Annotated in this window: 33 protein-coding genes; 32 read left to right on the top strand and 1 reads right to left on the bottom strand. The window is 50.5% G+C overall.

All coding sequences use genetic code 11. The features are described from left to right. Positions 1-196: 196 nt before the first annotated feature. From ABTQ23_RS09000 to ABTQ23_RS08870, 27 genes are all read left to right on the top strand, one after another. Positions 197-391 (top strand): HP1 family phage holin, encoded by a 195-nt coding sequence (locus tag ABTQ23_RS09000; RefSeq protein WP_408615374.1) that lies wholly within the window; start codon positions 197-199, stop codon positions 389-391. Beyond that, the gene (locus ABTQ23_RS08995) at positions 384-914 is read left to right on the top strand and encodes a lysozyme (protein WP_408615373.1); all 531 of its coding nucleotides are present in this window, start codon (positions 384-386) and stop codon (positions 912-914) included. Before ABTQ23_RS09000 ends, ABTQ23_RS08995 begins: the two co-directional genes overlap by 8 nt. Next, a complete protein-coding gene (locus tag ABTQ23_RS08990; protein WP_408615372.1) occupies positions 901-1,305 on the top strand; it encodes a hypothetical protein in 405 nt (134 codons plus the stop codon). Before ABTQ23_RS08995 ends, ABTQ23_RS08990 begins: the two co-directional genes overlap by 14 nt. Further along, complete coding sequence (lysC, locus tag ABTQ23_RS08985) at positions 1,214-1,591, top strand: Rz1-like lysis system protein LysC (protein WP_408615371.1); 378 nt, start codon at positions 1,214-1,216, stop codon at positions 1,589-1,591. Before ABTQ23_RS08990 ends, lysC begins: the two co-directional genes overlap by 92 nt. Positions 1,592-1,768: 177 nt before the next feature. Beyond that, complete coding sequence (locus tag ABTQ23_RS08980) at positions 1,769-2,239, top strand: DUF1441 family protein (RefSeq protein WP_408615370.1); 471 nt, start codon at positions 1,769-1,771, stop codon at positions 2,237-2,239. Continuing rightward, the gene (locus ABTQ23_RS08975) at positions 2,236-4,350 is read left to right on the top strand and encodes a terminase gpA endonuclease subunit (RefSeq protein WP_408615369.1); all 2,115 of its coding nucleotides are present in this window, start codon (positions 2,236-2,238) and stop codon (positions 4,348-4,350) included. Before ABTQ23_RS08980 ends, ABTQ23_RS08975 begins: the two co-directional genes overlap by 4 nt. Further along, a complete protein-coding gene (locus tag ABTQ23_RS08970; protein WP_408615368.1) occupies positions 4,347-4,544 on the top strand; it encodes a DUF6148 family protein in 198 nt (65 codons plus the stop codon). The genes ABTQ23_RS08975 and ABTQ23_RS08970 overlap by 4 nt, the downstream gene beginning before the upstream one ends. Further along, positions 4,537-6,006 carry a phage portal protein gene (locus ABTQ23_RS08965; RefSeq protein ID WP_408615367.1) on the top strand — a complete coding sequence of 490 codons (1,470 nt, stop codon included), beginning with the start codon at positions 4,537-4,539 and terminating at the stop codon, positions 6,004-6,006. Before ABTQ23_RS08970 ends, ABTQ23_RS08965 begins: the two co-directional genes overlap by 8 nt. Beyond that, entirely contained in the window at positions 5,993-8,089 is a 2,097-nt protein-coding gene (locus tag ABTQ23_RS08960) for a ClpP-like prohead protease/major capsid protein fusion protein (protein WP_408615366.1), read from the top strand. Before ABTQ23_RS08965 ends, ABTQ23_RS08960 begins: the two co-directional genes overlap by 14 nt. Positions 8,090-8,154: 65 nt before the next feature. Continuing rightward, on the top strand, positions 8,155-8,511 hold the full coding sequence (locus tag ABTQ23_RS08955) for a capsid cement protein (protein WP_408615365.1): 357 nt from the start codon (positions 8,155-8,157) through the stop codon (positions 8,509-8,511). Then, positions 8,511-8,855 (top strand): hypothetical protein, encoded by a 345-nt coding sequence (locus ABTQ23_RS08950; RefSeq protein ID WP_408615364.1) that lies wholly within the window; start codon positions 8,511-8,513, stop codon positions 8,853-8,855. Before ABTQ23_RS08955 ends, ABTQ23_RS08950 begins: the two co-directional genes overlap by 1 nt. Next, on the top strand, positions 8,824-9,342 hold the full coding sequence (locus ABTQ23_RS08945; RefSeq protein ID WP_408615363.1) for a phage tail protein: 519 nt from the start codon (positions 8,824-8,826) through the stop codon (positions 9,340-9,342). The genes ABTQ23_RS08950 and ABTQ23_RS08945 overlap by 32 nt, the downstream gene beginning before the upstream one ends. Beyond that, entirely contained in the window at positions 9,308-9,847 is a 540-nt protein-coding gene (locus tag ABTQ23_RS08940; protein WP_408615362.1) for a hypothetical protein, read from the top strand. Before ABTQ23_RS08945 ends, ABTQ23_RS08940 begins: the two co-directional genes overlap by 35 nt. Further along, positions 9,822-10,331 carry a phage baseplate assembly protein V gene (locus tag ABTQ23_RS08935; protein WP_408615361.1) on the top strand — a complete coding sequence of 170 codons (510 nt, stop codon included), beginning with the start codon at positions 9,822-9,824 and terminating at the stop codon, positions 10,329-10,331. Before ABTQ23_RS08940 ends, ABTQ23_RS08935 begins: the two co-directional genes overlap by 26 nt. Next, a complete protein-coding gene (locus ABTQ23_RS08930) occupies positions 10,331-10,999 on the top strand; it encodes a DUF7217 family protein (protein ID WP_408615360.1) in 669 nt (222 codons plus the stop codon). The genes ABTQ23_RS08935 and ABTQ23_RS08930 overlap by 1 nt, the downstream gene beginning before the upstream one ends. After that, positions 10,996-11,328 (top strand): GPW/gp25 family protein, encoded by a 333-nt coding sequence (locus tag ABTQ23_RS08925; RefSeq protein WP_408615358.1) that lies wholly within the window; start codon positions 10,996-10,998, stop codon positions 11,326-11,328. Before ABTQ23_RS08930 ends, ABTQ23_RS08925 begins: the two co-directional genes overlap by 4 nt. Further along, positions 11,325-12,311, top strand: a complete 987-nt coding sequence (locus ABTQ23_RS08920; protein ID WP_408615357.1) for a baseplate J/gp47 family protein — start codon at positions 11,325-11,327, stop codon at positions 12,309-12,311. Before ABTQ23_RS08925 ends, ABTQ23_RS08920 begins: the two co-directional genes overlap by 4 nt. Continuing rightward, positions 12,292-12,915, top strand: coding sequence for a phage tail protein (locus ABTQ23_RS08915; protein WP_408615356.1), 624 nt, complete (start codon positions 12,292-12,294; stop codon positions 12,913-12,915). The genes ABTQ23_RS08920 and ABTQ23_RS08915 overlap by 20 nt, the downstream gene beginning before the upstream one ends. Next, a complete protein-coding gene (locus ABTQ23_RS08910) occupies positions 12,912-14,411 on the top strand; it encodes a phage tail-collar fiber domain-containing protein (protein ID WP_408615355.1) in 1,500 nt (499 codons plus the stop codon). The genes ABTQ23_RS08915 and ABTQ23_RS08910 overlap by 4 nt, the downstream gene beginning before the upstream one ends. After that, on the top strand, positions 14,411-14,776 hold the full coding sequence (locus ABTQ23_RS08905) for a phage tail assembly chaperone (RefSeq protein ID WP_408615354.1): 366 nt from the start codon (positions 14,411-14,413) through the stop codon (positions 14,774-14,776). Before ABTQ23_RS08910 ends, ABTQ23_RS08905 begins: the two co-directional genes overlap by 1 nt. A 188-nt stretch (positions 14,777-14,964) precedes the next feature. Beyond that, a complete protein-coding gene (locus tag ABTQ23_RS08900) occupies positions 14,965-15,144 on the top strand; it encodes a hypothetical protein (protein ID WP_408615353.1) in 180 nt (59 codons plus the stop codon). After that, a complete protein-coding gene (locus ABTQ23_RS08895; protein ID WP_408615352.1) occupies positions 15,141-16,316 on the top strand; it encodes a phage tail sheath protein in 1,176 nt (391 codons plus the stop codon). The genes ABTQ23_RS08900 and ABTQ23_RS08895 overlap by 4 nt, the downstream gene beginning before the upstream one ends. Next, a complete protein-coding gene (locus tag ABTQ23_RS08890; RefSeq protein WP_408615351.1) occupies positions 16,309-16,800 on the top strand; it encodes a phage major tail tube protein in 492 nt (163 codons plus the stop codon). The genes ABTQ23_RS08895 and ABTQ23_RS08890 overlap by 8 nt, the downstream gene beginning before the upstream one ends. Positions 16,801-16,864: 64 nt before the next feature. Next, entirely contained in the window at positions 16,865-17,446 is a 582-nt protein-coding gene (locus ABTQ23_RS08885; RefSeq protein ID WP_408615350.1) for a phage tail assembly protein, read from the top strand. 102 nt (positions 17,447-17,548) lie between these two features. After that, the gene (locus ABTQ23_RS08880) at positions 17,549-20,326 is read left to right on the top strand and encodes a phage tail tape measure protein (protein WP_408615349.1); all 2,778 of its coding nucleotides are present in this window, start codon (positions 17,549-17,551) and stop codon (positions 20,324-20,326) included. Positions 20,327-20,334: 8 nt separating this feature from the next. Further along, positions 20,335-20,703, top strand: coding sequence for a phage tail protein (locus tag ABTQ23_RS08875; RefSeq protein WP_408615348.1), 369 nt, complete (start codon positions 20,335-20,337; stop codon positions 20,701-20,703). After that, positions 20,700-20,903 carry a tail protein X gene (locus tag ABTQ23_RS08870; RefSeq protein WP_408615347.1) on the top strand — a complete coding sequence of 68 codons (204 nt, stop codon included), beginning with the start codon at positions 20,700-20,702 and terminating at the stop codon, positions 20,901-20,903. Before ABTQ23_RS08875 ends, ABTQ23_RS08870 begins: the two co-directional genes overlap by 4 nt. A 54-nt stretch (positions 20,904-20,957) precedes the next feature. On the opposite strand, the gene ABTQ23_RS08865 is transcribed toward ABTQ23_RS08870, so the two are convergent. Further along, a complete protein-coding gene (locus ABTQ23_RS08865; protein ID WP_408615346.1) occupies positions 20,958-21,680 on the bottom strand; it encodes an outer membrane protein in 723 nt (240 codons plus the stop codon). 199 nt (positions 21,681-21,879) lie between these two features. Here ABTQ23_RS08865 and ABTQ23_RS08860 point away from each other — a divergent pair, with 199 nt between their 5' ends. The 5 genes from ABTQ23_RS08860 (at position 21,880) to ABTQ23_RS08840 (ending at position 25,465) form a co-directional block, all read left to right on the top strand. After that, positions 21,880-22,851, top strand: coding sequence for a contractile injection system protein, VgrG/Pvc8 family (locus ABTQ23_RS08860; RefSeq protein WP_408615345.1), 972 nt, complete (start codon positions 21,880-21,882; stop codon positions 22,849-22,851). Between the two features lie 2 nt (positions 22,852-22,853). Beyond that, positions 22,854-24,119: a tyrosine-type recombinase/integrase gene (locus tag ABTQ23_RS08855; protein ID WP_408615344.1), complete on the top strand. Its 1,266-nt coding sequence runs from the start codon at positions 22,854-22,856 to the stop codon at positions 24,117-24,119. A 77-nt stretch (positions 24,120-24,196) separates the two neighbouring features. Further along, positions 24,197-24,514 (top strand): MarR family transcriptional regulator, encoded by a 318-nt coding sequence (locus ABTQ23_RS08850; protein WP_408615343.1) that lies wholly within the window; start codon positions 24,197-24,199, stop codon positions 24,512-24,514. An 83-nt stretch (positions 24,515-24,597) separates the two neighbouring features. After that, positions 24,598-25,158, top strand: coding sequence for an EndoU domain-containing protein (locus ABTQ23_RS08845; RefSeq protein WP_408615342.1), 561 nt, complete (start codon positions 24,598-24,600; stop codon positions 25,156-25,158). Then, complete coding sequence (locus ABTQ23_RS08840; protein WP_408615341.1) at positions 25,151-25,465, top strand: hypothetical protein; 315 nt, start codon at positions 25,151-25,153, stop codon at positions 25,463-25,465. Before ABTQ23_RS08845 ends, ABTQ23_RS08840 begins: the two co-directional genes overlap by 8 nt. Positions 25,466-25,534: the final 69 nt, after the last annotated feature.

Below are 25,534 nucleotides of genomic sequence, written 5' to 3'. Positions count from 1 at the left end.
TCCTATAGAACAATATAAGACAATAACTTTATCATTTATATATTGAATATTGACAACCACCACCCAACGCCGCATAATTTCCACGATGTAAAACCTCGCCTATGGCGGGGTTTTTGCGTTTCTGTCCCTTTATTTTTTATCCATCCTTAGTCTTTAAGCCACGTTCTGCGTGGCTTTTTTATGCCTGATAGCCGCCATGAAAGAGAAAATTCACAGTTTGATCGCCTATGTCATGGCGGTTACCTCTGGCTTCTTTGGCTCGATTGATTTGAATAAGCTGTCCATTTTGATTGCCATTGCGGCCACAATTATCACCACCGTGATTAACTGGTATTACAAACGCAAAACCTACGAACTCAAAGCCGATGAAGCGGAGCGCACCGATGAGTAAAAAACTCACGGCTGGCAGCTGCGCGATTGTGGCGGTTTTGGGGTATCTCTCAAGCACAGGTATGGATGTATCGCTTAAAACCAGCGCGCAGGGGCTTGCCTTTATTGCAGGGCAAGAACAGTGCCGGGTGCATCCGTATCAATGCAGTGCCGGGGTGTGGACCAATGGCATTGGTCATGCCCATGTGTCAGCCAAGAAAACGGCCAATACTGCTCAGGTGGCCAAGTGGTTTCAATCGGATATCCAACAGGCCGAGCAGGTGGTGAATCAGCAAGTAAGCCTGCCACCGGGGCCTAAGTTTGATATGGCGGTGGATTTTGTGTTTAACCTGGGCGCGGGTAACTTTGCCCATTCCACCTTTTTAAAGCGTTTGAAGCAGGGCCGTTTCCCTGCGGCCTGCAATGAGTTGCTGCGCTGGGTGTATGTCAATGGCAAGGACTGTCGCATTCAAGCCAATCAGTGTTATGGCATTGTGCGCCGGCGCCAGCAAGAACGGGAGATTTGTTTGCATGGGTATCCCTAAATTGAGCAGTGTGGTGCGCATGGGTGCCATTGTCTTGGTGGTTGTGGTGGTCGGTTATCTCAAAATTGAGAACCACCGATTGCGTGGGGATTTGTCCTCGGTCAACCAGCAATTAGGGGCTGCCGGACAGCGTGAAATTCAGCTGTTAAATACCAATGCGGCGATGCAAGCTACGGTGCGAACGCTGCGTTTAGCGGCTAATCAAGAACGGCTCGCCGCTACTCAAATGGCAACACAACGCAGCCACTGGCGAACGGTCGCCAAACAGGCGCAAGCCACGATTCACAAGGCCCTTGCTCATGAAGATTGTACTCAGCGTGTTATTCCTGGGGCTGCTCATTGGTTGTACTACACGCACCCGAACCGAGCTCGTCACCCAGTACAAAACTAATTATCTCAAACCGCCCGCGGCCTTATTGGTGCCATGCGAGCAACCCTATTTTGCACCGCCTAAAACCTATGGGGACGCTGTTTTGCGTGATCCGGTTTGGTTGGCGGCTTTTGCGCAGTGCCAGTTTCAAATTGAGGTGCTGCGTGAGTGCTATTTACAAGCGGATACACCCGAACAATTTGGGGTGTGTCTGAAACGTTTCGGGGCAGCAAACCCTATCCAATCTGGCGAGTCGTCTCGCGTTAACCGTTTGGCTGCCCTACCTATCAATCCTGTGTCTCAGTGACCTGCCGGGGCCGAGCCTCCCTGTACCGTGGTGTTAGCCGTGATCGCTTTTCCTTAAAGCGCTAGCGCATCATGCGTAATCAAAAAGGTGATTGCCAATCAAAGACATGCTGGCAACGTCAGCCAGTGGCAACAAAGGCGTGACAGCTGGAGAGACCGCTTCGATATAGAGGACGTTATGAACGATGCAAAGCGACTCTGGAATTTATCTGAATTAGAGGCGTTTGGCTTAAACCGCGCCACTATTCGCAAGCGGTTAAAAGCTGCGGGCATTGAACCGGTTGCCACCGGGCCGAAGAACGCGCCGCTGTATGACTTGGTGCAAGTGGCCCCGTGGATTTGTCAGCGCCCACAAAAGCAAACGGATGCGCCTGATTTGATGGGCTTTAAAACTGCCGCTGAGCTGCGCGCTTTTATGCAATCTGAGCGCGAAAAAGTCTCCCTTGCCAAAGATACGCAAGAGCTGATTGCGCGTGATGATTTTGAACAAGAGATGGCAACCAGTATCGCGGGTATTAAGGGGTTTGCAGATAACGTGATCACCCGCATCGAATCAACCATTCCCAATGCCTCGCCACGGCAGTTAGAAGCATTGGAAAAACTGCTGCGGCTGGATTTGGAAGGCGTGAGCGAAGCGATGGTGGAATGATGAAAAAATATACGGGCCCGCGACATCACTATCATTTTGATCCGCGTTTGGTGAAGTTCGCGGATGCGGCCGAAATTCGGCGTAGTTTGGCTTATTTGTGTAAGCCGTCTTATTTAACGCCAAGTGAATCGGCGGATGAACATTTGTGGATCTCGAACGGCACGGATGTCACCAAGTTTATGAGCTCGCAAACGCCATACATGCGCGAGCCGATGGATGCTTTAGCGCGGCGGATTTATGAGGCGGTGATCGTGGTGGGGCCTGCGCGTAGCGGGAAAACCAAAGCGATGGTGGAAGGCTGGCTGCATTATGCGATTACCGAAAAGCCGGGCGATATGCTGCTGATTTACAGCACCAAAACCAAAGCCGCTGATATGAGCAAAATCGATTTAGAGCGCTGCTTTGCCAAAACTAAAACAATCGCAGCTTTGCGCAGTGCTCGTAAATCTAACGACAACATTACTTCCAAGCTGTTTAAAAACGGCATGCATTTAAAGCTCGATAGTGCCACGGAAACCTCGCTTTCGGCTTCAACCTATCGTTATGTGGGCTGCACAGACTATGACCGCAGCGATGATTCAGTGGGGGAAGAGGGCAACAAATTTCAGTTGATGTTGATGCGTGTGCAGAACGCCAAAAGTAGCGGCATGGCCATGGCAGAAAGTTCGCCGGGGCGGGTGGTACGCCAGCCGAAACCTGACGAGCAGTTATCACCCCACGAAGCCCAGCCCTGTGGCGGCATTATGCAGCTTTACAATCAGGGTGATCGGCGGCGCTTTTATTGGCAATGTCCCGATTGTGGCGCGTGGTTTATTCCCGGCTTAGAAACACTTGATTGGGATGATTTAGATGACCCAGTCGCGGCGGCTAAAACGGCTCGGGTGAAGTGCCCACGCTGTGAGTATTTGATCGATGAAAACCAGAAATATGATTTAAATCTCGATGGCCGTTGGTTTCGCGAAGGGGCGATTGACCCATATGGCTATGAGGTGCAAGACGAACACCTCATCCGCGAATCGAAGTGGGCCACATTTTGGTTTGAAGGCGTGGTGGCCGCGTTCGCCAGTTGGGAAAATCTGGTGTATCGCTATTTAAATGCCCAGGAGCAATTTGAAAGTGCCGGTGATGAAGAGGCGCTGAAGTCATTCATTAACGTGAATATGGGCCGCCCTTATGTGCTGCAAACCCACGGTCAAGAGATTGGCGCGCATCAGTTGATGGCTCGCGCTGGCGGCTATGAGCGCGGCATTGTGCCCCAAGGTGGGCGCTTTTTAATCATGACCATTGATGTGCAGGGCGGCAAACGCAATCCGCGATTTGTCGTGCAGGCGCAGGTGTTTGGCGAAGGGTTACAACGTTGGGTGATTGACCGTTTTGAAGTCCGGGAGAATCCACATCGCAATGGCGACCGTGTGAATCCTGCTGTGTATGGTGAAGATTGGGATCTCTTGATTGAGCGGGTGATTAAAAAGACTTATCCGCTAGCCGATGCTTCGGGCCGAGTGATGAAACCGTTGATCACGCTGTGTGACTCCGGTGGTTCGGGCGCGCTGCAAACCGGGGTGCAAAAAGATACTTCTGTTACTGACCAAGCTTATCAGTTTTATAACCGCCTTAAACCGCAGGGGCTTAACCATCTATTCCGGTTAGTCAAAGGTGCCAGCAACAATCAAGACACGCTCGTAAAAGAAAGTTTCCCCGATAAACGCTCGAAGCTGGCGCACGGTGAGATCCCATTGCTCTTGCTGCATACCAATCGACTGAAAAACCGTGTGGTGGCGAGCTACTCCCGCGAAGAGTTTGGGGCGCGGTATTTTCATTTGCCTGGTTGGTGTGAGCGTGATTGGTTTGATGAACTCACCGCTGAGTACATTGATGATCAGGGCAATTGGCAAAAGCCGGATCACGTTCGCAATGAGTCGTTTGACCTGTGTGCGTATGCCGAAGCCGCGATGTTTTACAAAGGCGGTGAGGATATCAATTGGCAGAATCCGCCGAGTTGGGCGGCTGACTGGCAGCTCAATAGCAATGTGATTGATGCCGACCAAACCCCGAAATTTGAGCGCAAACGCCAACCGCGCTATCGCCACGCCCGGAGTATTTTCGAATGACGCTAAATGAACAACGGCTGCAACGCTATTTGGACGCAGAGCAACGAGTGTTGCTTCAGCAGGAAGTGACCACCGCCGAAGGTGAAACACTCACTTTGGCGAGTCTTGCCACCATCCGTAAAGAGATTGAACGTCTGCAGCGGCTGATTGCGGCCGAGAAAAACGGCACGATCCGGAGAAATTACCTTGAGTAAACTGCATTTAACCGATCGGATGATTGGGGTGTTTAGCCCCACGACCGCACTGCGGCGAGTGCATGATAGGCAACTGTTAAACCGTTATTTAGCGGCCTTACCCGCTGACCCGAAAACCAAGAAGAAACGCCGTAAATCAACAGGTACCGCGAACCAAGTGAACTGGGGCGCTCGGGCCATTTATCAACGCGCTCGCGATGGGGATGAAAACAACCCGACCGTGATTAGTATCCTGGATGAGCTGACCACCAATATTGTGGGGCCGGATGGCATTCGTGTGGAGCCGCAGCCGTTGGATCGGGATGGGCATATTCACACCGAAGCGGCGCGAATAATTAGCGATTGGTTTGCTGAGTTTTCGCTGGCGCAGAATATTGATGGGGAGTTTTCCCGCGCTGAAACGGAGTTGTTATCGTGTCGCACTTGGCTGCGTGATGGTGAAGTGTTCGCCCGCTATTACATGGGCCAACATCCACAACTGGATTATCCTGGCGAAACCCCGTTTGGTGTTCAGCCATTTGAGCCAGACTGGGTACCGCATGAGAACGATTTAGAGCATCGCTTTTATGAAGGCATTCAGCGCAACGCTCTGGGGCAGATGCAAGCAATTTTGCTGCGCAAAGCACCGGGCAGTATTGACACGATTCAAGTGGCGGCGCGCTTTTGTGGGCATCTTAAATTTGTGCGGCGCATTCATCAGAACCGTGGTGTGTCGCTGCTGCATGGGGTGTTAGACCTGATTGCCGATTTGGAAGATTACGACCAAAGCGAGCGCATCAGTGCGCAGATCGCCAGCCGATTCGCCTATTACATCAAGCGCGATAAAAGCATCAGTGAAAACGAGATTGAACGTGGCGGGGATATGTTCCTTGGCATGGGCAATAGTTTTGAACTGGCACCGGGTGAAGATGCGGGGATTGTCGAAAGCAACCGCTCAGAGGCGATGAGTAATCCATTTCGAACGGCGCAATTAAAAGCCACGGCCAGTGGGGCAATGGTGAATTACTCCAGCATGACGCGTAACTACGATGGCAGTTATTCATCGCAGCGCCAAGAACTGGTTGATAGTTTTTCGCGCTATCGGGTATTACAGCGCCAATTTGTGACCCGCTGGACACGTCCGCAATATCGCATGGCGTTAGAGGTGGCACTGCTCAATGGCAATGTGAGACTGCCTAAAGATGTGGACCCGCGCACCGCGCTGGCCGCGATTTATCAAGCGCCAGTGATGCCGTGGATTGACCCATCCAAAGAGATGATTGGTATTGAAAAAGGCTCGCGGCTCGGGTTGCAAAGCCTGTCGAACTATCAGCGTGAGCGCAACATTGACCCGCTTGCCACGCGCCGTGAAATTGCGGCCGAGCGCGAAGCGATGGATGCTGCTGGCATTGTCAGTACCGCCGACCCTAAACATAACCTTCAATCTTCCCAATCGAAAGAGACTCCGAATGATTCAGATTAATCCAATGCTGTTGCGTCTTCGCAATGGCCCAAAACCCAGTGTGTCTGGTCAGCCTAAATCGTGGTTTACGTTGGAAAACGCCAACGATGACGATGAGCCGGTGAAAGTTTGGCTGCATGGTGACATCGGTGCCTATGACATCGAATCTATTGATTTAATTCAAGCCTTGCAATCGATTGGCGGGGATCAGGATGTGCAACTGCGGGTGCAAAGTTATGGCGGCAGCGTCTATGAAGGGTTGGCACTGTACAACGCGATTAAAGCACACAAAGGCAAAACCATCGGCATTGTGGATGGCGTGGCGGCATCGATTGCCAGTTATATTTTGATGGCCTGCGATGAAGTGCAGATGCCGGACAATGCCAAGCTGATGATCCATATGCCAACTATGGGCGCGTGGGGCGGGGAAGCGGAAATGACCAACGCGCTGACCCAATTGCAAAACGCGAAAACCACGATTGCCGAGGCCTATGTGGCCAAATCTGGGCAGTCGCTGGAGGATGTATTAAGTGCGATGCAATCTGAAACCTGGTTTACCGCCCAGCAGGCAAAAGATTGGGGCATGATTGATGCGGTTGTGGACCCGATTAACTTATCCAACTGCCTGAATAACCTCTCGCGGGAACCGCTGAATCACTTTAAACATCCGCCGCAAGATTGGCTGGCTTCGAACGTGACGCCTACGCCGTTGCCCAAGCGAACGGCACCGAATTCACCCATTGATCCAGAACCCGAACCGATACCGCTGGCCGCTCGTGCTCAGCCAACCCCGAATGAACCTGAACAGGATAATGAAATGACTCCAGAAGAACTTAAAGCGATGCGCCAAAATGAAGCGGACCGTCAAAAAGCCATTCGCGCTCTGTGCAACCAGCACCGAGTCGGCGATGAGCTGATGAACACGATGCTTGATGATGTGGATTGCACCCAAGAGCGCGCGGCGCAGCAGATCCTTGCCAATTTGGGCAATGGCAGTGCCACGGGGCAAGATCCCGCGCAGCCTGCACAACTGAACAACGCGGTGATCCATGCTGATAACGGCCATCTTTCCAAAGACATGTTGCAGAATGCGCTCAATGCTCGGTGTGGCATTGGCGATTTAGAAAAAGACAACCCATATGCCTATAACTCGCTGCTGGATATGGCCAAAGCCTCGGTGGGGAAATCAGCAGCGGGGTTGTCTAAATCAGAGCTGGTGAACCGGGCATTTAACACGCAAGATTTTCAGGAAATTATCACTGAAGGCGTGCGCACGGTGATGCGTGATGAAACCAAAATCAAAGCGCCATTGTGGCGCGGTATCGCCAATACGGAAAACCTGCCGGACTTTAAAGAAACCGATTTAGTGATGGTCAATGAAGCGCCAGATTTGATGAAAGTCTCTGAAGATGGCGAGTACAAAGAAGCGTTGATCAATGGCACGGGTGAAAAAATTCAGCTTGCCACCTACGGGCGTGAAATTCGTTTTACCCGCCAAGCCATCATCAACGATGACATCGCACTGATTAATAAAGTGCCGCGTAAGTTTACCCAAGCCGCGTATCGGCTCAGCGATAAACTGATGTTCAACGCCATTTTGGCGGGCCAGTTGGGCGATGGTAAAGATATTTTCTTAGCGCCAACCGATACCGTGTGGGGCAACTTGTATACGGGAATTACAGCCGGGGATTACTCGGCGTTGATTATGGCGCTGCATAAGTCCTTTGCCACTGCGATGACCAAAGATGGCCAAGATGCATTGGATTTACGCGGTGAAGTGCTGTTGGCAAGTCCCGACCATGCCTCGATGCTGGAAGCAGTGCTCAATACCGCGAGTAAACCCGATACCTTTAACCCGGCGTATAAGAAATTTGATCGGGTGGTTGAAACCGCTCGGGTGAAAACCATCAACGGGGCGATTGCGCTCACGGGCAAAGACTTCGATAGCGTGGTGATGGGCTTTTTAGATGGCCGCCAAGATCCTTGGCTTGAAACCGACGATGGTTGGAGCTCGGATGGTGCGCGTTTTCGTATCACCTACGACATCAGCTCTAAAGTGATTGACCGCCGCGGCTTAGCCAAAGCGACCTTCGCGGCTAAATAACCGATTCATTCTTTGATTGACCCCGCTCCGGCGGGTTTTTTTATGCCTGAACAAGAGAGACTTTTATGAAAATTGCACCTGGATTATCCATTGATTGCACGGCGCCGGCGGCAGGGTTTAAAAAAGACCAACCCACGTTGCATGGTTCAATGGTGATTGTGCCGAATATGAATGCCAGCGAAGGGGCGGTGGTGAGCTGTACCTGGTATGGCTTGTACGATGGCCCGATTAAAGCCGGCGATTCGCCAAGCTTTATGGGCGAACCGGCCTATTTTGATGGCACGAATTTTACCAAAACCCAACCGGATGCAGACACAGCGGGCAATATTACCACGGCGGTGGGCGCGTTTATTGATAACGGTGTGTTGTTGATGGGCGTGCCAGTGGTGCCCGTGGCAGATGCGGCCGAGTCGGGTAGCTAATGGGCAGCGCTTTTGAAGCGGCTCGTGATGAAATGCGCCAAGCGCTGCTGCGTATCTTTGCTATGCCGATGGCTGTTTTGTGGCCTGATGCGACCACCCATACGATTGACGGTTATCTTCGTACCAAAGAGATCAATGCCGTGAACGTACGGCGTTTGCTCACCGATGCGGTGGTGCCAGCCCAATCGGTGATGTTGGTTGATGGGGTGCGTTATGTGCTGAGCTACAACAGCCCGCAGCCGAGCAAAGGCGAGCGGGGCAGCCAGATTGTGCGTGAGTACATTCTGATGCCAGAAACCTCAGGAGGTGGCCATGGCTGGTCCGAGTTCGACAATGGCAATTGATACGGCATTTTTAAACGCGTTTGAGCATTTGCCGAATGAGCTAGCCAAAGCGGTACGCCGCAGTGCACAGCTGACCAATCGTTGGTTGCGGGCCATTACCATGGCGGAGCTGGGCGTTGAGTTGCAGATCAGTTCTAAAGCCATCAATACTCGGTTTCGCAGTTATGGGCGAGGTGGTCAATCCACGAAATTATGGATTGGTATTCGCGATGTGGGCGTCCATCGTCTAGGTCGCCCCGTTCAAACGGCTCATGGTGTGGAAGTGGGGAACCATTTCTTCCCCGGGGCATTTATCAACCCCATGCAAAGCAGCGATCTGTTGGTGTGGCGGCGGCGTTCCAAGGTGCGCACCGATATTGAAATGGTGCGCCTAGATATTTCGGACGAAGCGCAAGCCATCGTTGCGGCATATCTGCCTCAAGTCAATCGTAAATTCCGGGAGTTATTTCATCGTGAGTTCCGACACGTTCTTTCGCTCACCCAGTGAGTTTGTGCAAGTGGTCCTTGATACGCTGAACACGCAACTCGGCCTGACCATTCATAGCACTTATCGGCGCGAAGCCACTCAGTTGGATGCACCATTAGTGAGTTACCTGATTGGGGAGATTGAAACCCTCAATGAGATGAGCAATGACGGGCGCAAGCAACATCATTTGGAGCTGCGTTTTTTAGTGGAAGTGCCCACGTCACTGCCCACCTTCGACCTAGAAGCCCTCGACCTGTCCAGCCGTTTGCAGCGGGAGTTACTTTTGCAGCGCTTTGGTTGTTCTGAAGATGTGAAAGATTCGCGCCTGGTGTCGAACCTTCCCAGTCAGTTTGACCCGCATCATGGGGTGCTGGCACGCACGGTCACCATGCGGCAAACCGTATTGATTGGGCCAATTGAAGAGGATTGGTTGTTACTTGAAGAGGTGGATGGCTATGTGGGCAACGCTAGTGAACCGTCTATTGTCATTAGAGCAGACAGTGCTCCGCCTGCAGCAGGAGATTGAAGAAAATCGCCGTGCAGCCAGCAATATTATTCGGCTCGGGGTGATCGAAACCGCCAGCGCTACGACAGTGGATGTGCAAACCGGAGCGAACCACGCCAAACGCATCCCCTTTTTTGTGTATTACGCCGGTGGCGTGAGCCGTTATCGCCGCCCCAGTGTGGGTGAGCAATGTGTACTGCTTAATCTTGGCAGCGGTGACAACCTCAATAATGCGGTGGCCTTAACCGGGCTGCCATCAGATCAATTTCCATCGCCCACCACCGATGCCAATCAAGTGATGACCGATTACGGCAATGGCATGAGCGAAGTGTATGACCTTGCCAAAGGCCAGTTGAAAGCAGTCTATCCGGGCGGGTTGTTTGTCGATGGAGATATTGAGGCCTCTGGTGAGGTGAGCGACCACACGCGCTCGATGCAAGAAGATCGTGATATTTACAACAGCCATCACCACGGTGATAGCCCAACGCCGAATGAGAGCCAGTAATGAATCTGAATATTCCGGTGTACCAATCGATTTTAACCCAAGGTTTGAGCCTGACTAGCCCTGCTGTGGCGGTTGGGCAAACCACAATTAACGCCTTAACGACTGCCGATGCGGCGCTTGAGCCGTTAACCAGCCGCCTTGATCTCGATGTTTCGGTTATAGATGAGGCGCGTTCGGTGATTAATAGCGCCAACAGCACGGCGACAAGCTCTGTGAGTACGATTGCCAGCCGGGCCGAAGATTCATTGCGGTTGGGAAGCCTGACCCGGTATGTGAACCAGATTGATGCCTATGTGAATGATGTGCCGAGCAGTTGTTACAACACGCAAAGTGCCTTTTCGTCGGTGTTTGGCAGTTGTGATGACTATTTTGATTCGATGACCGGGTATGCCAATACGCTCACCGATAAAGTGGCGGATTTTTTGAGCGGTTCGTTGGGTTCCTCGGATTTTGAGAATTATCTGGCGAGCTTAGGCGATTTGTTCAGTCCCATGGTGGATGGTATCTCGAATCTTTTAAGCAAAGAGGCGAGCGTGATTAGTGAGATTGAGGCCAAAGTCAAAGCCTCGTCTTTGGCGCAAAGCATTGCTTCGCTCTGGAATGACTCGTGTACGCAAGAGCTGATGGCAACCACCTTACCGGATGACATTCAAGGACTTCTGACATGATCGGCATTGATCCCAAAACGGGCAAAATGGTCAGTGGCTATGACGCGTTGCAGTGTCGCTTTGCACGTATTCTGACCACGCAAGTGACCAGCCGCGTGAAACGCCGGGAGGTGGGTAATCCTGCCGTTGAACGGCTCGGAAAAAACCAATCGCCAGCCGAGGCGATGGTGGTGCAAAACTTAACGCTCGCTGCGTTGGCGAACGAAGCCAATGGCTTGAGCGAATTTCAGGCAACCAGTTGTACCGCTACCAATGGTAGCAAAGGCTTTTTAGTGACAGTTGAGGGCACCTGGCAAGGGGATGCACTGACATTATCGGGGGTTTTATGAGTGATACATTACCCGAGGCATTTGCGGTGCCTGATTTTGATGCGCTGCTGGAAGATTACAAAGCTGCTGCGGTGGATTACGTGGCTGAGCAAGACGAAGACACCGCCAGCGAACTGTCTGAAGCTCTGGATAATGATTCGGAACTGTTGGCGCAAATCACCCAAGCGTTTGTGCTGAAACGTCAGAGTGAAATTCGTGAGCAAAATTACTGGGCCCGGCAGATGTTTCGTAAATATGTGACCGAGTCTGACATGATTGATTTGCTGGCGCTGCAATACAATCTGCAACGCCAGACTATTACCGCCGCTGATACCTCGGTGTTTCCACCAACGGAAGCAGTGATGGAGTCTGATGAATCGCTACTCAAACGATTTGATTTAGCGCCGTATCAGTTCCATACCACCGGCACCCGCAAAGGCTATAAGTTCCATGCGCTGACATTGGGGGAGCGGCCTGTCACCACCATCGAAACCGAAGACAGTGGCGATGTGGTGATGCGCTTTAGCTTCCCTGATGTCACCGAAACCTTAGTGAAAGATGCCGAAGTGCGCATGTTGACCCCTAATAGTGGGGATGTGGAAGTGGCGATTTTAAGCCGAGAGAGTGACGATGGCCAAGCCAGCGATGCGTTATTACAAAGTGTTTCTGACTATCTTAATCGCGATGATATCGCGCAAGAAAGTGACACCATCACCACTAAGTCGGCCACCATTACGACCTATGCCATTGAAGCCACGCTGTACACCGGGGGCGACCCGGCGCACGCCGTCACCGAAGCCGATGCCATTGCGGCGGTGCAAGAATTTGCCGACCAGCATCACCGGTTGAATCAACGGGTGGATCGCTTGGAGTTGGGCAATGTTTTGTATGGCCTCAACCCGTTGCGTGTGGAATTAAACGCCCCAGCAGCCGATGTGATCTGCGATTGGGATGCGGCGCCGTATTGCACGGGGGTGACCATCCATGTCAGCGCAGAGCAGTGATGATTTTATCTCCGTTCAACCTGAAAACCGCACGGTGGTGGAAGAGGCGCTGGAATATGCCTGGAACCAATTGATTGCGGCGCTCCCTGATCCATATCCCAATTTAAAACAGCCGTTGGAAACTGCCGCTGAGTTTGTCGATTTAATCGCGCAGGAACGCGGTGTGCTGGATTATCAGCCCGGCGATACGTTGGCCCAAAAACGCAACACCACTGACCAAGCCTTTCAAATTCACTCCAAAGCGGGGACGCGCAGCGGGTTAAAAGATGCGCTCGATGCGCTGGGCTTTAACTCATCCGTTGAAAAAGCCGATGAGCCGTATGCCATTACCGTGATAGCCGATATTGAAGCGGATTCACTCACTGAAGCTTTGCAACAGCGCCTTGAAGCGCGAGTGACGGCCTATAAATCAGAGCGCGATAGTGTGGGTGTGGATGTGGTGCGGGGCAGTCAGGTACCTATTTACACTGGAATTTTAACGGAAACGGGGGTGGTGAATGACTGTGTGCCTTATACCAATACTGAAACCACCAGTGATGTGGCAACGCCGATGGGCTTGCTGAACGAAACCTATATTTTACTTGATTCGGAGCCTGGTTCATGACCGATGACGAACTACAATCGTTGGATTTTCGCTGCTATGTGACTGCCGCGGGGTTCAACTATGAAGCCACTGCCAAAGCACTGAGTAAAACTGTCAATATTCAATACATTCAGTTGGACCGTGGCATGCTAAGCGCGGATGAATCGCCGGTGAATGTCACCGAGATGGTAGACAGCTACGGCGAACAGGGGCGCTTTAATGCCTCGGTCACTGAAGACCCGGATAATCCGGGCGGCTTTATTGTGAGCTGTAATATTCCAGCCGATCACAGCATTGATGACCAAGGCTATGTGATTAACGGCGCGGCGGCCGTGCTGGATAATGGGATTATTTACGCCTATCGCCGGGTGGAGTCTGACTACAAAGTGGTTGGGCAGGGCAGTGCTAAAAGCTACATCATTCGTCTGCGATTTTTACCGTCTAATGCAGATGTGATTAGCTTTACCATCGACCCGTCGGTGGTTTTGGTGACGCAAGAAGATTTGGCGGACCAGAAAAAAATATTAATCGCGGCTGATGCTAATGTGCTTCAACAGGCAAAAGATTACGCGGATGCGCAAGATAGCGATTTAAAAGCCTATGTTGATAGCCAAGACACTGACCTCAAAGCCTATGTCGATGCCCAGGATAAAAGCTATCAAACCGCCGCAAAATCGGACGCCACCAAAAAGGCCAACCAGGCACAGGCGGATGCTAAAACCTACGCCGACACCCAAGACGCCAGCACCCTTGAAACCGCCAAGAATTATGCTGATACCCAAGATGCTGCAACCTTAGCTGCCGCCCAATCCGATGCAACCAGCAAAGCCAACAGCGCCTTGAGCAGTGCCAAAAGCTATGCGGATACACAGGATGCAACGGTGTTGGCCAGTGCCAAGTCGGATGCAACCAGCAAAGCCAACAACGTCCTGAATAGTGCTAAGAGCTATGCGGATACGCAGGATGCAACGACCTTGGCCAGTGCCAAGTCGGATGCAACCACCAAAGCGAACAGTGCCCTGAGCAGTGCGAAAAGTTACGCGGATACACAGGATGCAACGACCTTGGCCAGCGCAAAGTCGGATGCAACCAGCAAGGTGAACAGTGCCCTGAGTAGTGCCAAAAGCTATGCAGATACGCAGGACGCAAAAATATTATCTAACGCTAAAAGCTACGCAGATACACAAGATGCAGCTATTTTAGCGGCCGCTAAAAGCTATGCGGATAGTCAGGCATCGAATCGTTCTCGTGTTGCTAGCGGTCGTGCACTGAGTACAACCTATACCAATAGCACATCCAATGTTTTATTTGTTTCTGTTGCGGTGAGCTTTAGCGCTACGATGTATGGTCAGCTGATGACAGGGGTCATTGATGGCACTGTCGTTGCTGAAGTTAAGCTGAGTGGAGGACTGACCGGTGAAACGTTTTATCAAAGTGTCTTTCTTGTGGTTCTTCCCGGTGAGAGTTATAGCGTGTCAGCATCCGGATGTACCCTTCGAGCTTGGAGTGAATGTTAATGCAATATTTTAAAGATGAAGCGGGTGCATTGTATGCCTTTGAGGATGATGTGAGCCAGGAATTGATTGATACCAAGGCTACTCAGTTTGGGGTGTCATTCACCGCATTAGATGAAGATGCTTATCAAAGTGCACTGGAGCCAACCGCAGCGGAACAGGAACAAATTCAAGCCGATGAAGTTCGCGCTACGCGTGACGAATTAGCCGACCGCACGAGCCGCGAGATTAACCGTTTAGAAGATGCGGGCACTGATGCCAGCGACTGGCGACAATACCGCATTGCGCTGCGCAATGTGCCAGAGCAAGACGGTTTTCCGTTTGATGTGCAATGGCCCGAAACACCGGGCGAATTTACGGGGAAATAATGAGGGAGCAAGATAACCCGGTACCACATGTTTGAGATTAGAAGTGCGGACATGTAGTGACTTGTAGCAGCACTCAGACTTACGTCATCAGTTTATCTCACTCCCTTGAATGTTTAATTTACGCCGTTCTCTAATTACACCCTAACCTTATCTTTTTTATAAATTTTATAAACCTACAGGACATGCGTATGGCCAGTAAACAGCCACTCACGCAGGATTATCTGATCCTGCAATCCTTTCGCCTCGGTGGCCGATGGCACCATCCAGAAAGCACTATTGCGCTGACGCCGTCACAGGCATCAATGCTGCTGCTCAATGGCAAAGTCAGCCAACCCAACACCACTCAACCAGCGGAGAGCGATGAATGAGCGTCACGTTAACCCCCATTGAAGATTTTGATTTAAACGGTGTCACCGTCAATGCCACTGAACCCTTGCCAGCGATGGGGCCGCTGGCACAAACCGTGATTCATTTGGTGGGCACAGCGCCCAATAAAACTGGCGTGGAATACAATGAGCCCATCCGCTTGTATAACTACTCCGATGCGATGGTAACTCTCGATAGTGTTGGCACCCGCGAAGGCACCTTACCGTATGTGGTGCGCTACCTGTTGCAGTATGTGAAATGCGTGTTGTATGTGACCATTGTCGAGCAGGGCGAAGACAACGCCGCGACCGAAAGCAATGTGATTGGTGGTGTGGATTCAACCACTGGCGCTTATACCGGGCTGCAAACCATCAAACAGTGCCCCGAAACGCCCACTGTGATTGGCGCACCGGGCTTTAGTTCTACCGCGTTAGGCCAAGAATTAGCGCTAATGGGGCGCGATGTGCGGGCAGTGCCGGTGATTGATGGCCCGAATACCACCAATCAAGCGGCCGCTGAGTTTGCCGCTGAGTTTGGGAGTGAAGGCACTGGCGAAGATAAACTGTGCATTATCGACCCATGGTTTTTGAAAACCTACGACGATGCGCAGCAACTGATGCCCGCATCCATCGCTTTGATTGCGGCTATGGCTAATATCGAAGGGTATGAATCCCCGCAAAACCAAACCGTGGTATGTGATGACACCAGTCGGCCCATCAGTTACAAAATTAACGATGACACCACCGAAGCCAACTTTTTAAACAAGTATGGGGTGGTGACCATTGCCCACACGCGCATGGGCGGGTATTCCATCATTGGCAACCGTGCCAACACTGGGCGTTTTATTGCGCACGTTGGATTGGAAGATCTCTTGGCGCGTAAGCTTGAAGAAACCAGCCAACCATTGATGGGCAAACTCATCACGCAGCAGTTCGTCACCAATGTGGTCGATCGCCTCAATAACTGGGGGCAAGACTTGGTGGCCAATGGCGTGATCCCCTTGTTTAAAGTCTTTCTGCATCCGAGCAAAAACACCGTGGATGCCTACACCTCCGGCAAATGGTATCTGTGTTTTAACTACGGCCGCTATAGCCCGAACGAACACATGATCTACGAAATGAGTGCCGACAACGGTCTGGTTGAAACCTGGTGGGAGAATATTGTCGATGAGTAATCGAATTCGCTTGCGGTTATCCGCAAATCTAGACGGGGTGCCTTTGGTGAATGAAATTGACGAATTCACCCCGCCGAAAATCAAACCGAAAATGGCCGACAATGCCGGGGCGTTTGTGGCCTCGGAGGTCACCGTTGGGCTGGAAAAAATGGACTGGCAGCTCAAAGTGAAAGGGGAGCTGGATAAGATCAGTAATTCCCTGGGCCAGTACATTTTAAGCAATGCCCAGGTGAACGTCACCGAACAGGGTAAAACCACCGATGATGGCCAGTATAAGCTGGAATACTCTCTGTATGGCCCGATCACCGGCATTGAACAAGAGGCAGTGAAGATGGGCGAACAACCCACCTGTACCATCAGTGGCACCTGCCAGTCGTTTAAACAAACCGACACGGGAACGGTGGTCCATGAGATTAATGTCAGCACCGGCAAATTGGTGGTGGGTGGCAAAGATCTAATGAGCGCCAGTGGCGTTGAGCTGTAACGACATCGCGTGAGATGAACCGCCTTCGGGCGGTTTTTTTATGCCCAAAATTTGAGGATATTCCATGAAACTCGTTTCAACCTTGCCATTTTTTACTCGCGATGGCAGCCATGAGGTGGCTTATCATCCGCTGAGTCGCGGTGCGTATGAACAACTGCCGCATATTAAAGTCACGGATAACCTAACCCCTGCGCAGGAGTTCGCCCAGTATAAAACGCTGATTTTTGCGATGACTGATTTCACCCCTGAGCAGTTTGAAGCCCTTACCGCACCGGACTTTTTACAGCTGTGCCGCGATTTACAAACATTCACACTCACCCCTGCCGATGAACTGCGAGAGCAACCCATCGACGGCCATACTTTTGCGTTTGATTTGCTGTTCCCTTTCACCAATGAGCTGGGGCAGACCATCGAGCACATCGAGTTTAAGGTGCCTAAAGTCAAACACTCTGAAGCACTGGCCAACATCGACAATAACGATGAACGAGAAGATTTTATGTTTCAGGTGGTCACGGGCCTGAGCAAAGCCGATGTTGCTCGCATGGCGGTCAATGATTACCTGACTATCAAAGGGCAGGTCGGCGCTTTTTTCACTCTGGCGGGGGATTACTTTCACCCCGCGATGTCGAATGCCTTATCGATTTGATCCCCATGCACCGCAACACCAGCGAAAGTGAGCTGCGCGAATGGCCGCAAGATATCGCCGTTCGACGTTATACGATGATTTTAAATCAACTGGGAATTGACCATGGCTGATGAAAAAATCAAGGTGGTGATTGATACCGTGGTGCAGGGCGCCAAACAGATCACGGCCACAACCACCGCGACCGAACGGCTCACTCAAGCCATTGCCCAGCAGCGCGATGAAGTCAAAGGCTACAACAGCCAACTGAAATCCGTGCAGGGATTTGCCGATGCGCAAACCCGCGTTAAAAAATTAGCGCAGCAATTGGATGATGCGAAAGCCGCTGTGACGCGCTTTGATGGTGAAATCACTCAAAGCAAACAAACTACACAAACGCTCAGAGCCGCGTATTACGAGGCTAAATCAGAACTCAGCCAGCTCAATCGGCAGATGAAACATGCCTCGGGTGATGGCCTGCAAGCATTGCAAGCAAAAGCCCGACTGACCCAACAGCGCATGGCTTCGCTTAATACGCAAGTGAGCGAAAGCAAAGCGAAAACCGATTCACTCACCACCAGTTATCGCAAAGCACAGAGCCGTGTCACATCGTTGAATGGCAAGTACCAAAGCCAGCGGGAGAGCGTTGGCGCGCTCAATAGCAAACTGCGAGAAGCAGGGCTCAATACTGACCGACTCAGTGACGAGCAAAAACGTTTAGAACGTGCCAGTGAAAAGGCCACCGCTGCCTTGGCTCGCCAAGGGGAACAGCTGCGCAAACGCAATGCCATTCAGTCGCGCATTCAAAGTCGCAATGCCAAATTGGGTGATCTCCGCAGTCAGGCTGTTGGTTTAGGTGTGGCCGCCGCCAGTATGGGCGCACCAATGTGGATGGCGATGAAAAATGAATCGTCCTTTGCTGATGTCACCAAAGTGGTGAATATGTCGCCCGAACAGGCGGCACAACTGCGCAGTTGGTCACTGAAAACGTCCACAACCACACCGATGAGCGCCAATGACATCAATGCGATGTTAGCCGCCGGAGGACAAAGTGGCTTGTCTGATATTGCTCAGCTCAAACAGTTTGAGCTCGATAGCGCCAAAATGGGCGTGGCCTTTGATATGGACGCCGGGCAAGCGGGTAAAACTCTGGCGGTGTTTAAAGCCTCGTTAGGGCTCGACCAAAGCGGCGCACTGAATTTAGCCGGCTTAGCCAACTTGCTCTCGAATAACCAGAACTCGCGCGCCAGTGATATTGCCGATGTGCTAGCACGTCAAGGGGCAACCGCCAAAACGGCTGGGTTTCATTCCAACGAAACGGCGGCATTAGCCAGCGCATTGTTAGCGACGGGGATGGAAAGCGAACGGGCCTCCACGGCTGTTAAAAATATTTCCAGTCGATTAACGCTGGGGAACGCCGCAGCATCCAGTGAAAAATCAGCACTGGCTCAAATGGGTTTTAGCGCGCCAGAGCTGGCAGGCCAGATGCAAACGGATGCCTCTGGCACCTTGCTCAAAGTGCTGGGGGCCATCAATAAAGCGCCGAAAAATCAGCGCAGCGCCCTGATTAGCCAAATCTTTGGCCAAGAGGTCACCGGTGCGGTGGCCGCATTAGCAGGCAATACTCAAAACCTCACCCAAGCATTGGCGCTGGCCAATCGCGGTGAAAAAGCCAATATCCAATCGCTCAATCAGGAATATCAGACCCGCCTCAATACCAGTGAAAATGGCGTGGAGCTGTTTACCAACAAACTCAGCCGCTTGGCAGTTGTGGTGGGCGAGGCATTATTACCGGCGCTCAATACCGTGCTCATTCCACTGGGTAATGGCATTAACATGTTGGCCGATTTAGCCGAGAAGCACCAAACACTCACGGCAACGTTAGGGATTGCCGCCGGTGGTGTGATTGCGCTCAAAGGGGCGTTATTGGCGGGCAAGGCCATCTCATTATTGTTTGGTAATGCCCTGGATAAATCCCGTTTAGCGCGCTTAAGCCTGAATCGTGAAACTCGCCAAGGTGGGCGAACGGCGGCATGGGCGGCTAAACAGTGGGACCGTTTGAGCGGTGCAGTGGCCAATAGTGCTCCCAATGACCGTGGTGGTTCAGGGGGTGGGCTCGGTGGTGAATCGCGCAGGCGTTCTCGCCGAGATGTTCGTGCTCGAGCGCGGCGCATGCGCTTTGGCCGTCGGCGGCGTGGATTAGGTGGTCTGGTGGCGAGGGTGTTGCAAAGTGGCCTGAGTCAGCGGGCGGGAAATTACTGGCACAATGGGGTTCGTGGTCATTTTCCCGGTAAAGGATTAGCGCTGGCTGGCATTGGTGGAACGATTGCCTCGATGCCGCTTAATGGCTGGGCGCGTGATTTAGTCGATATCGGCGGCGATGTGGCCGAAGGCGCGGGCAAACATGGCCTCGCACGGGTGTTTAAACCGTTAGGCATTGCTATGGATGCGGGGCAAATTGCCGAAGGCATTCAAAACGGCAGTGGGTCTCAAACGGGGAGCGCGCTGGGTGATATGGCGGGCGGTATGGGCGGCGGCGCATTAGGCGCGGCTATCGGCACCATGATTTTGCCCGGTATTGGCACGGCTGTCGGCGGCTTGCTTGGCTCCATCGCTGGCGGCATGGGCGGAAGTGCCATTGGCCAATGGTTTGGCTCGCTCTTTGATTCACCGGATAAAACAGCGGCGAAAGTGGCTGAAGTTCAGCACAAAGAGGCAACTGTTCGACAACAACCGCCTGTGACGTTTGCGCCGGTAATTACCGTGAACCCTGAAAAAGGCCAAAAACCACAGGACATTGCCAAGCAGGTGATCCAACAGATGAATGACCACTATGCGACCCTGATGGGCGGGAACACCATTGCGACGCAGATGAGCCATAGTGCCATTGATTACGACAGTTAGAGGATACGATGCATCATTTAGTGATTGGTGCGTTCGTTTTTGCGGTGGGGGAGAACACCCCCATTGCGAAATTCGACCGCACGACTCAAGGCGCTTATTCGCAAGTGGCGCTGGTGAACAATGCCCGCTCTGAATTTGTGGGCCGACCGTTAGAAACTATCCACATCACCGCTAAGTGGTTACAGTTCGGTGCCGATGACAACGTGCAAACCTTGCGCTCAATGATTGACTCCCCGCAACAGGTGAGCACCGGCACCGGGCAAAACCTAGGGCGGTGGACGATTAAACAACTGCGCGAAGGCCGCTCTCAGCTGATCCATAACGGTCAGGCGATGGTCACCGATGTGCAATTGGAACTGGAGGAATATCGCCAATGAAGGTGCAAGCCAAACAGGGCCAACTGGTTACCGATTTGCTCTATCAGAATCTGGGTGATGATAACGACCAGTTAGAGGCCGCGTTCTATGAACTAAATTCCCAAATCCGCGTGGCCATCTTTCCCGAAGCAATGACCGTCACTTTACCGGATGTGGCAAGTGTGCAGAAACAAACGACGGTGATTAGGAGTTGGGATTAGATGAAGTTAAAGTATCAAGGGCATTATACTGCCCTTGATGGTAGACACTTTCTTTTAGAAGAAATACCGCATATCTAACATGATTTGTTGGGTGTGATAATCCATTTCAGTTGCGTATATTGTTTCAGAAGAGCTGTAATCCGTAGTTTTAGATTTTACTTTGCCATAGTCGTTATAGGCATAGGATAAATCAAGAACGATATGATCTGTGGCTGCATAGGTAACACCTAATTTAGTTTGCCAAGCAAAATCTGTTCGAGTATCACCATTATTTAGTGTTACGCTACTGCTACCATCAGAACTATATAGTTTAAAATTATTTAATTTATTGCGGCTCACACCGATACCAAGCCCTACATATGGATGGAACATCCAATCATCTTGGCCAAATAAACTGGCCATATCAATTTGCCCTGATAGCATCAGAGTTGTGCTCTTGATATTTAATTTAGATGCCTCATCGTAAGTTACGGTACCACTTGTAATCGAACTACCGGTCAATTTCAGCTTAGAGTTATAATTTAACGCTAGTTCAGTTGTTAACCATGAGAGCTGTGGGTAACGATACCCAACCGCTAATTCATAACTATCAGAGTGTTTAAAATCCAAACCATCATGCACAGTTACTGAAGTATCATATGAGTCTTTAAGATTGTAGTCTTGGTCTGCACCATAACTCTGACCGAACCCTAGTTTTGCATAAAATCCAGTTGGCATTGTTGCTGCAGAAGCACTGGCAGAAAGAAGCAGCATGCTACTGAGAATTAGTTTTTTCATGATAATTCCTTTTAATTAAAATAATTAAAATAATAGAAATAAGGTGAATAATTTCAGGGCGAGTTTAGAACTGAATATGCAGATAATCAATATAACTATTTGATTTAAAAATAATTAATAAAATAGGATTAATTCTTTTTTGTTGTTTATATTCCCCCAAGGCCACTACTCAGTGGCCTTTTTTATGTGTGAGATCCCTATGTTTAAACTAACCGGCAAGAACGCCGAGCTGATGCTTGCGCGTTTAAAATCGTGGCACCTGAAAGATGGTAATGGCATTGAGGGCGATTCGCTCACCCTTGATATTAACTCATCGGATATTGACGGCATTCCACCCAAAGGCGAGCAGTACACCGTGTATCTCGATGATATCAAGCGCGATGTCTTTCAAATCACCCAACGTACGGCCACCATGCAGCCACGAACCGTGCAAATCGTGCTGACTGTTGCGCCTTTTATGGCTGATTCCACAGAGTTCTTAAAACGTCAATCGGCCAGCTGGGACAACACCACACTGGCGCAAATCGTCTCGGATGTAGTCACCCCATTTGGCTACGATATTTTTGTACATCCTCGATTCCAAAAAATTCAAATCGAGCACAGCGATCGCACCGATGAAAGCGCGCCGGCATTTCTGAATCGCCTAGCGAAACAGTTTGATGCGCTGGCTAAACCTGTCGAACGGCTCTATTTATTCGTACCCATTGGCGAGTCCCAAAGTGCCAGCGGCAAACAGATAGAAACCATCACGCTGACCAAACCTGCTGTCAATCGCCCCGATTTAGCCAACTTTATTAATGTTTCGACCGACCTTGATAGCCGCAGCGGCTTTAGCGGCGTCAAAGCCTTTTATGTCACCACCAACGATGGCCAACGCCATGAGGTAAGTGTGGGGGAATCGCCCTTTAAACAGCTGGGCAAAGATAAAAATAGCGAAAGCGAAGCCACGCAAGCCGCAGGGGCAGAGCTTCGAAAACTACAGAGGCAAGGGCGCAAAGTCACCATTGAAGCACCGCCCAATCCCAAAGCGTTTGCCGAAGGGCTGATTGTACTGGACGCCTCATTTCCGCAAGCCTTTCAGGGCCAATGCTCCATTGACTCAGTCGAGTTCTCAGGCCAAGGCCTGCAACCTACCCACATGACCATTCACGCCACCTTAACCGGAGAGTAACCATGCTCAGCAATCAACGTGCCTTTTTTGCCTCGACCGTGCGCACCAAAATTAGCGAAGCGCAAATCCGCAAATACTTAAGCGATGAATCCGTTCGCCAGCTCAAAGACACCCGCACGTCGCTTTATCTTCGATATCACAAAGACCGCCAACGGGCGTCATGGTGGCTGATGCGCTATGAAGACCGCCAACAATATCGGCATCGTATTGGAGCATGGCCCGCATTATCAGCCAAACATATTATGGAAGTGGTCGATGCGAATTTAGCGAGCCTTGCCAAAGGCGGCTCATCAGAATGTAACCCCTATCTCACGGTGAATGAACTGGTGAAATGGCACATTCAACGGCAGGTCAATCTGCATCAACTCTCTCAAACTCGCCTCACTAATCTGCGAAGCTTGGCAAAAAAACAGATTTACCCAAATTTTAAAGATATCCAGGTGCGCGAACTCACGCGAACCATCATTGACCAGCAACTCATCCAACCCATGCGCGCCAACAATTACACCGTCAGTTACATCAATGCCAGCTTTAGCCTGCTCAAAACAGCCTGCGCGATCGCCAAAGGGGTTCACTTCATGACCACCAATCCAATGGCCGATATCTTTTACAAAGACTTTTTTAGCCAATCCTTTTCAATTCGTAAGAGTCAGGTCAAAGGTTGCCAGCTCAATACCCATCAAATCCCCGATGTGTTAGCCCAATTAGACAATCAACAGCCGCCACAACGCCTGCTTATTCTGATGCTTCTTGCCCATGGCTCGCGTATTGGTGAAACCCGCAATGCTCGTTGGCAGCAAATCGACTTTACTCGGCATCAATGGACCATTCCTGCTAAAAACACCAAGAACCGTCGCGAGATGATCTATCCACTCACGCCCTATATGTTGGATGCGCTGCAATCGTATCGACAATGGCAATACAGCAATGGCTACCAAGCAGACGCTTTATTTCCAACCTCACGGTGGAACCCAAAGCCCATTTATTCCAGCAAGGCGAGCGAGTGGGTGCGAACGTTCTCTGAACAGCGTTGGTCAGCGCATGATCTTCGTAAACGTGCGCGCTCTATTTGGGCTGAACTCGGCGTGGATTACATCGTGGCCGAAGCACTCTTAAACCACAGTGGCAGCGCCTTAGATGAAGCCTATATCTACTCACATATGGCCGATAAGAAGCGTGAAGCCCTGCAGACCTATCACGAATGGCTAAATTCCTGCTGGTTAAACACATTTACACCTGTTTTTTCTCCAAACAAGATCGCCGCTTGATCCTGATAGCTCCTCGATTCAACGCTCCTGCAACTTCCCAGCACACGAAATGATACAAATGAGTGGAAAAATAAAAAATGAACAAAAAACAAACAGTGGATTTAAAGCTCGCTGAAGCGGCTCGTCGCGTTCCTGAACAACTCCATTTAGTACGCTTATCCAAGACGCAACTCAAAGTGCTCAAAACGATTGTGCCAGGCGAAAAAGTCACAGCTGATCAAATTGCCAGTCGATGTGATCTTTCCAAAAGTTGGGCAAGCAATTTAATGAAACAATTGAACATTAAATTTTATCTAGAACGAATACCACAAAATAGGAGAGTAGGTGGGGTGGAATATGTATATATGGTGAAGCAGGGGAAACATTCTTATGTCGCAAGCACGTGTTCCAACTAAAATCTAATGGTCTTAGATAGCTTGTGTCGTTCTCTAAGAAATAGGTTGTATATGTAGGAGTATAAGCAAACAAGGATATCATTATGAAAATGTATACTAAATATTTAGTTGGTATGTTTAGTCTGATTACAGCAATGTCAGCTACTGCCTCAATTTATTGCCCTAGTCTACCGCAGTGGAGTCAACCGATTAATGCAATGAAGGTAAACCAACATCATATTTTTTGTGGCGAAATTAATAAGAAAGGAAATGCAGTAGGTTTTCACTCTATGCCTGGTGGCGATTCCCCTTCTACATTTATTATGGCTGAACAAGCATCTGCACCAGCTGCTTCAGGGGTCTATGTTTTAAAAAAAATACTGTTAAAGATTAATGGCAAACAGGTAACGAAAAGCTATAGTTCAATGTATCCAAATAGTTGTACTGTAGCTCAGATTGAAAAATCTATTGTATATGCGTATCAACATAATAACGGTCATTGTACATCGGGCGTTACGTGGGCATTTTGTGGGCCTAGCGCTCCTTTAGGCGATAATTCAAATAGCTATTGTATTGGTGATAATGGAAAGCCTTTAACTCTAGCTACTGCTGTGGATAATGCTGATAAAAGCAAAATTAATACAGGGTTCCCTGTTGATGAATGATATTGATAATTTTACATGGGCTGGCTGCAATGCCAGCCTTACTGAGCACCAAATCATAAAAAGTTTTATTGCAACTGAAATTCAGCGTTCAGTAAGCATGGCTGACTACTTTATCGATGGCTTAAATGCGGCAAAGCAGGGGACTGATTATTCGCTGTCCGGTGCAGGAAATGGTTACGAATTTGAAGCAAAAAAAGATGGATTCGAGCTTGAGACTCTTTTCCCTACAGATGCGGACAAACCTATTCTTGTTAGCTATCAAGAGATCTTAGAAGCTCTTAATGAATGGAAAAAGCAATTGATTTAAAAAGAAAAAATATTAATATCTACGGGTCCTTCTAAGCCCTAAAAACCTGCATACGCAGCCACATCGCGC

Origin of the sequence: Celerinatantimonas sediminis, assembly GCF_046054195.1 — a bacterium.
Lineage (GTDB): Bacteria > Pseudomonadota > Gammaproteobacteria > Enterobacterales > Celerinatantimonadaceae > Celerinatantimonas.
Note: the sequence above shows the minus strand (reverse complement) of the source record. Positions and strands in the feature narration are given on the sequence as shown.

Coding starts and splice junctions, on each gene's coding strand:
- ABTQ23_RS09000 (WP_408615374.1), top strand. CDS start 197: ATGAAAGAGAAAATTCACAGTTTGATCGCCTATGTCATGGCGGTTACC.
- ABTQ23_RS08995 (WP_408615373.1), top strand. CDS start 384: ATGAGTAAAAAACTCACGGCTGGCAGCTGCGCGATTGTGGCGGTTTTG.
- ABTQ23_RS08990 (WP_408615372.1), top strand. CDS start 901: ATGGGTATCCCTAAATTGAGCAGTGTGGTGCGCATGGGTGCCATTGTC.
- lysC (WP_408615371.1), top strand. CDS start 1,214: ATGAAGATTGTACTCAGCGTGTTATTCCTGGGGCTGCTCATTGGTTGT.
- ABTQ23_RS08980 (WP_408615370.1), top strand. CDS start 1,769: ATGAACGATGCAAAGCGACTCTGGAATTTATCTGAATTAGAGGCGTTT.
- ABTQ23_RS08975 (WP_408615369.1), top strand. CDS start 2,236: ATGATGAAAAAATATACGGGCCCGCGACATCACTATCATTTTGATCCG.
- ABTQ23_RS08970 (WP_408615368.1), top strand. CDS start 4,347: ATGACGCTAAATGAACAACGGCTGCAACGCTATTTGGACGCAGAGCAA.
- ABTQ23_RS08960 (WP_408615366.1), top strand. CDS start 5,993: ATGATTCAGATTAATCCAATGCTGTTGCGTCTTCGCAATGGCCCAAAA.
- ABTQ23_RS08955 (WP_408615365.1), top strand. CDS start 8,155: ATGAAAATTGCACCTGGATTATCCATTGATTGCACGGCGCCGGCGGCA.
- ABTQ23_RS08950 (WP_408615364.1), top strand. CDS start 8,511: ATGGGCAGCGCTTTTGAAGCGGCTCGTGATGAAATGCGCCAAGCGCTG.
- ABTQ23_RS08945 (WP_408615363.1), top strand. CDS start 8,824: ATGGCTGGTCCGAGTTCGACAATGGCAATTGATACGGCATTTTTAAAC.
- ABTQ23_RS08930 (WP_408615360.1), top strand. CDS start 10,331: ATGAATCTGAATATTCCGGTGTACCAATCGATTTTAACCCAAGGTTTG.
- ABTQ23_RS08925 (WP_408615358.1), top strand. CDS start 10,996: ATGATCGGCATTGATCCCAAAACGGGCAAAATGGTCAGTGGCTATGAC.
- ABTQ23_RS08920 (WP_408615357.1), top strand. CDS start 11,325: ATGAGTGATACATTACCCGAGGCATTTGCGGTGCCTGATTTTGATGCG.
- ABTQ23_RS08915 (WP_408615356.1), top strand. CDS start 12,292: ATGTCAGCGCAGAGCAGTGATGATTTTATCTCCGTTCAACCTGAAAAC.
- ABTQ23_RS08910 (WP_408615355.1), top strand. CDS start 12,912: ATGACCGATGACGAACTACAATCGTTGGATTTTCGCTGCTATGTGACT.
- ABTQ23_RS08905 (WP_408615354.1), top strand. CDS start 14,411: ATGCAATATTTTAAAGATGAAGCGGGTGCATTGTATGCCTTTGAGGAT.
- ABTQ23_RS08900 (WP_408615353.1), top strand. CDS start 14,965: ATGGCCAGTAAACAGCCACTCACGCAGGATTATCTGATCCTGCAATCC.
- ABTQ23_RS08895 (WP_408615352.1), top strand. CDS start 15,141: ATGAGCGTCACGTTAACCCCCATTGAAGATTTTGATTTAAACGGTGTC.
- ABTQ23_RS08890 (WP_408615351.1), top strand. CDS start 16,309: ATGAGTAATCGAATTCGCTTGCGGTTATCCGCAAATCTAGACGGGGTG.
- ABTQ23_RS08885 (WP_408615350.1), top strand. CDS start 16,865: ATGAAACTCGTTTCAACCTTGCCATTTTTTACTCGCGATGGCAGCCAT.
- ABTQ23_RS08880 (WP_408615349.1), top strand. CDS start 17,549: ATGGCTGATGAAAAAATCAAGGTGGTGATTGATACCGTGGTGCAGGGC.
- ABTQ23_RS08875 (WP_408615348.1), top strand. CDS start 20,335: ATGCATCATTTAGTGATTGGTGCGTTCGTTTTTGCGGTGGGGGAGAAC.
- ABTQ23_RS08870 (WP_408615347.1), top strand. CDS start 20,700: ATGAAGGTGCAAGCCAAACAGGGCCAACTGGTTACCGATTTGCTCTAT.
- ABTQ23_RS08865 (WP_408615346.1), bottom strand. CDS start 21,680: ATGAAAAAACTAATTCTCAGTAGCATGCTGCTTCTTTCTGCCAGTGCT.
- ABTQ23_RS08860 (WP_408615345.1), top strand. CDS start 21,880: ATGTTTAAACTAACCGGCAAGAACGCCGAGCTGATGCTTGCGCGTTTA.
- ABTQ23_RS08855 (WP_408615344.1), top strand. CDS start 22,854: ATGCTCAGCAATCAACGTGCCTTTTTTGCCTCGACCGTGCGCACCAAA.
- ABTQ23_RS08850 (WP_408615343.1), top strand. CDS start 24,197: ATGAACAAAAAACAAACAGTGGATTTAAAGCTCGCTGAAGCGGCTCGT.
- ABTQ23_RS08845 (WP_408615342.1), top strand. CDS start 24,598: ATGAAAATGTATACTAAATATTTAGTTGGTATGTTTAGTCTGATTACA.
- ABTQ23_RS08840 (WP_408615341.1), top strand. CDS start 25,151: ATGAATGATATTGATAATTTTACATGGGCTGGCTGCAATGCCAGCCTT.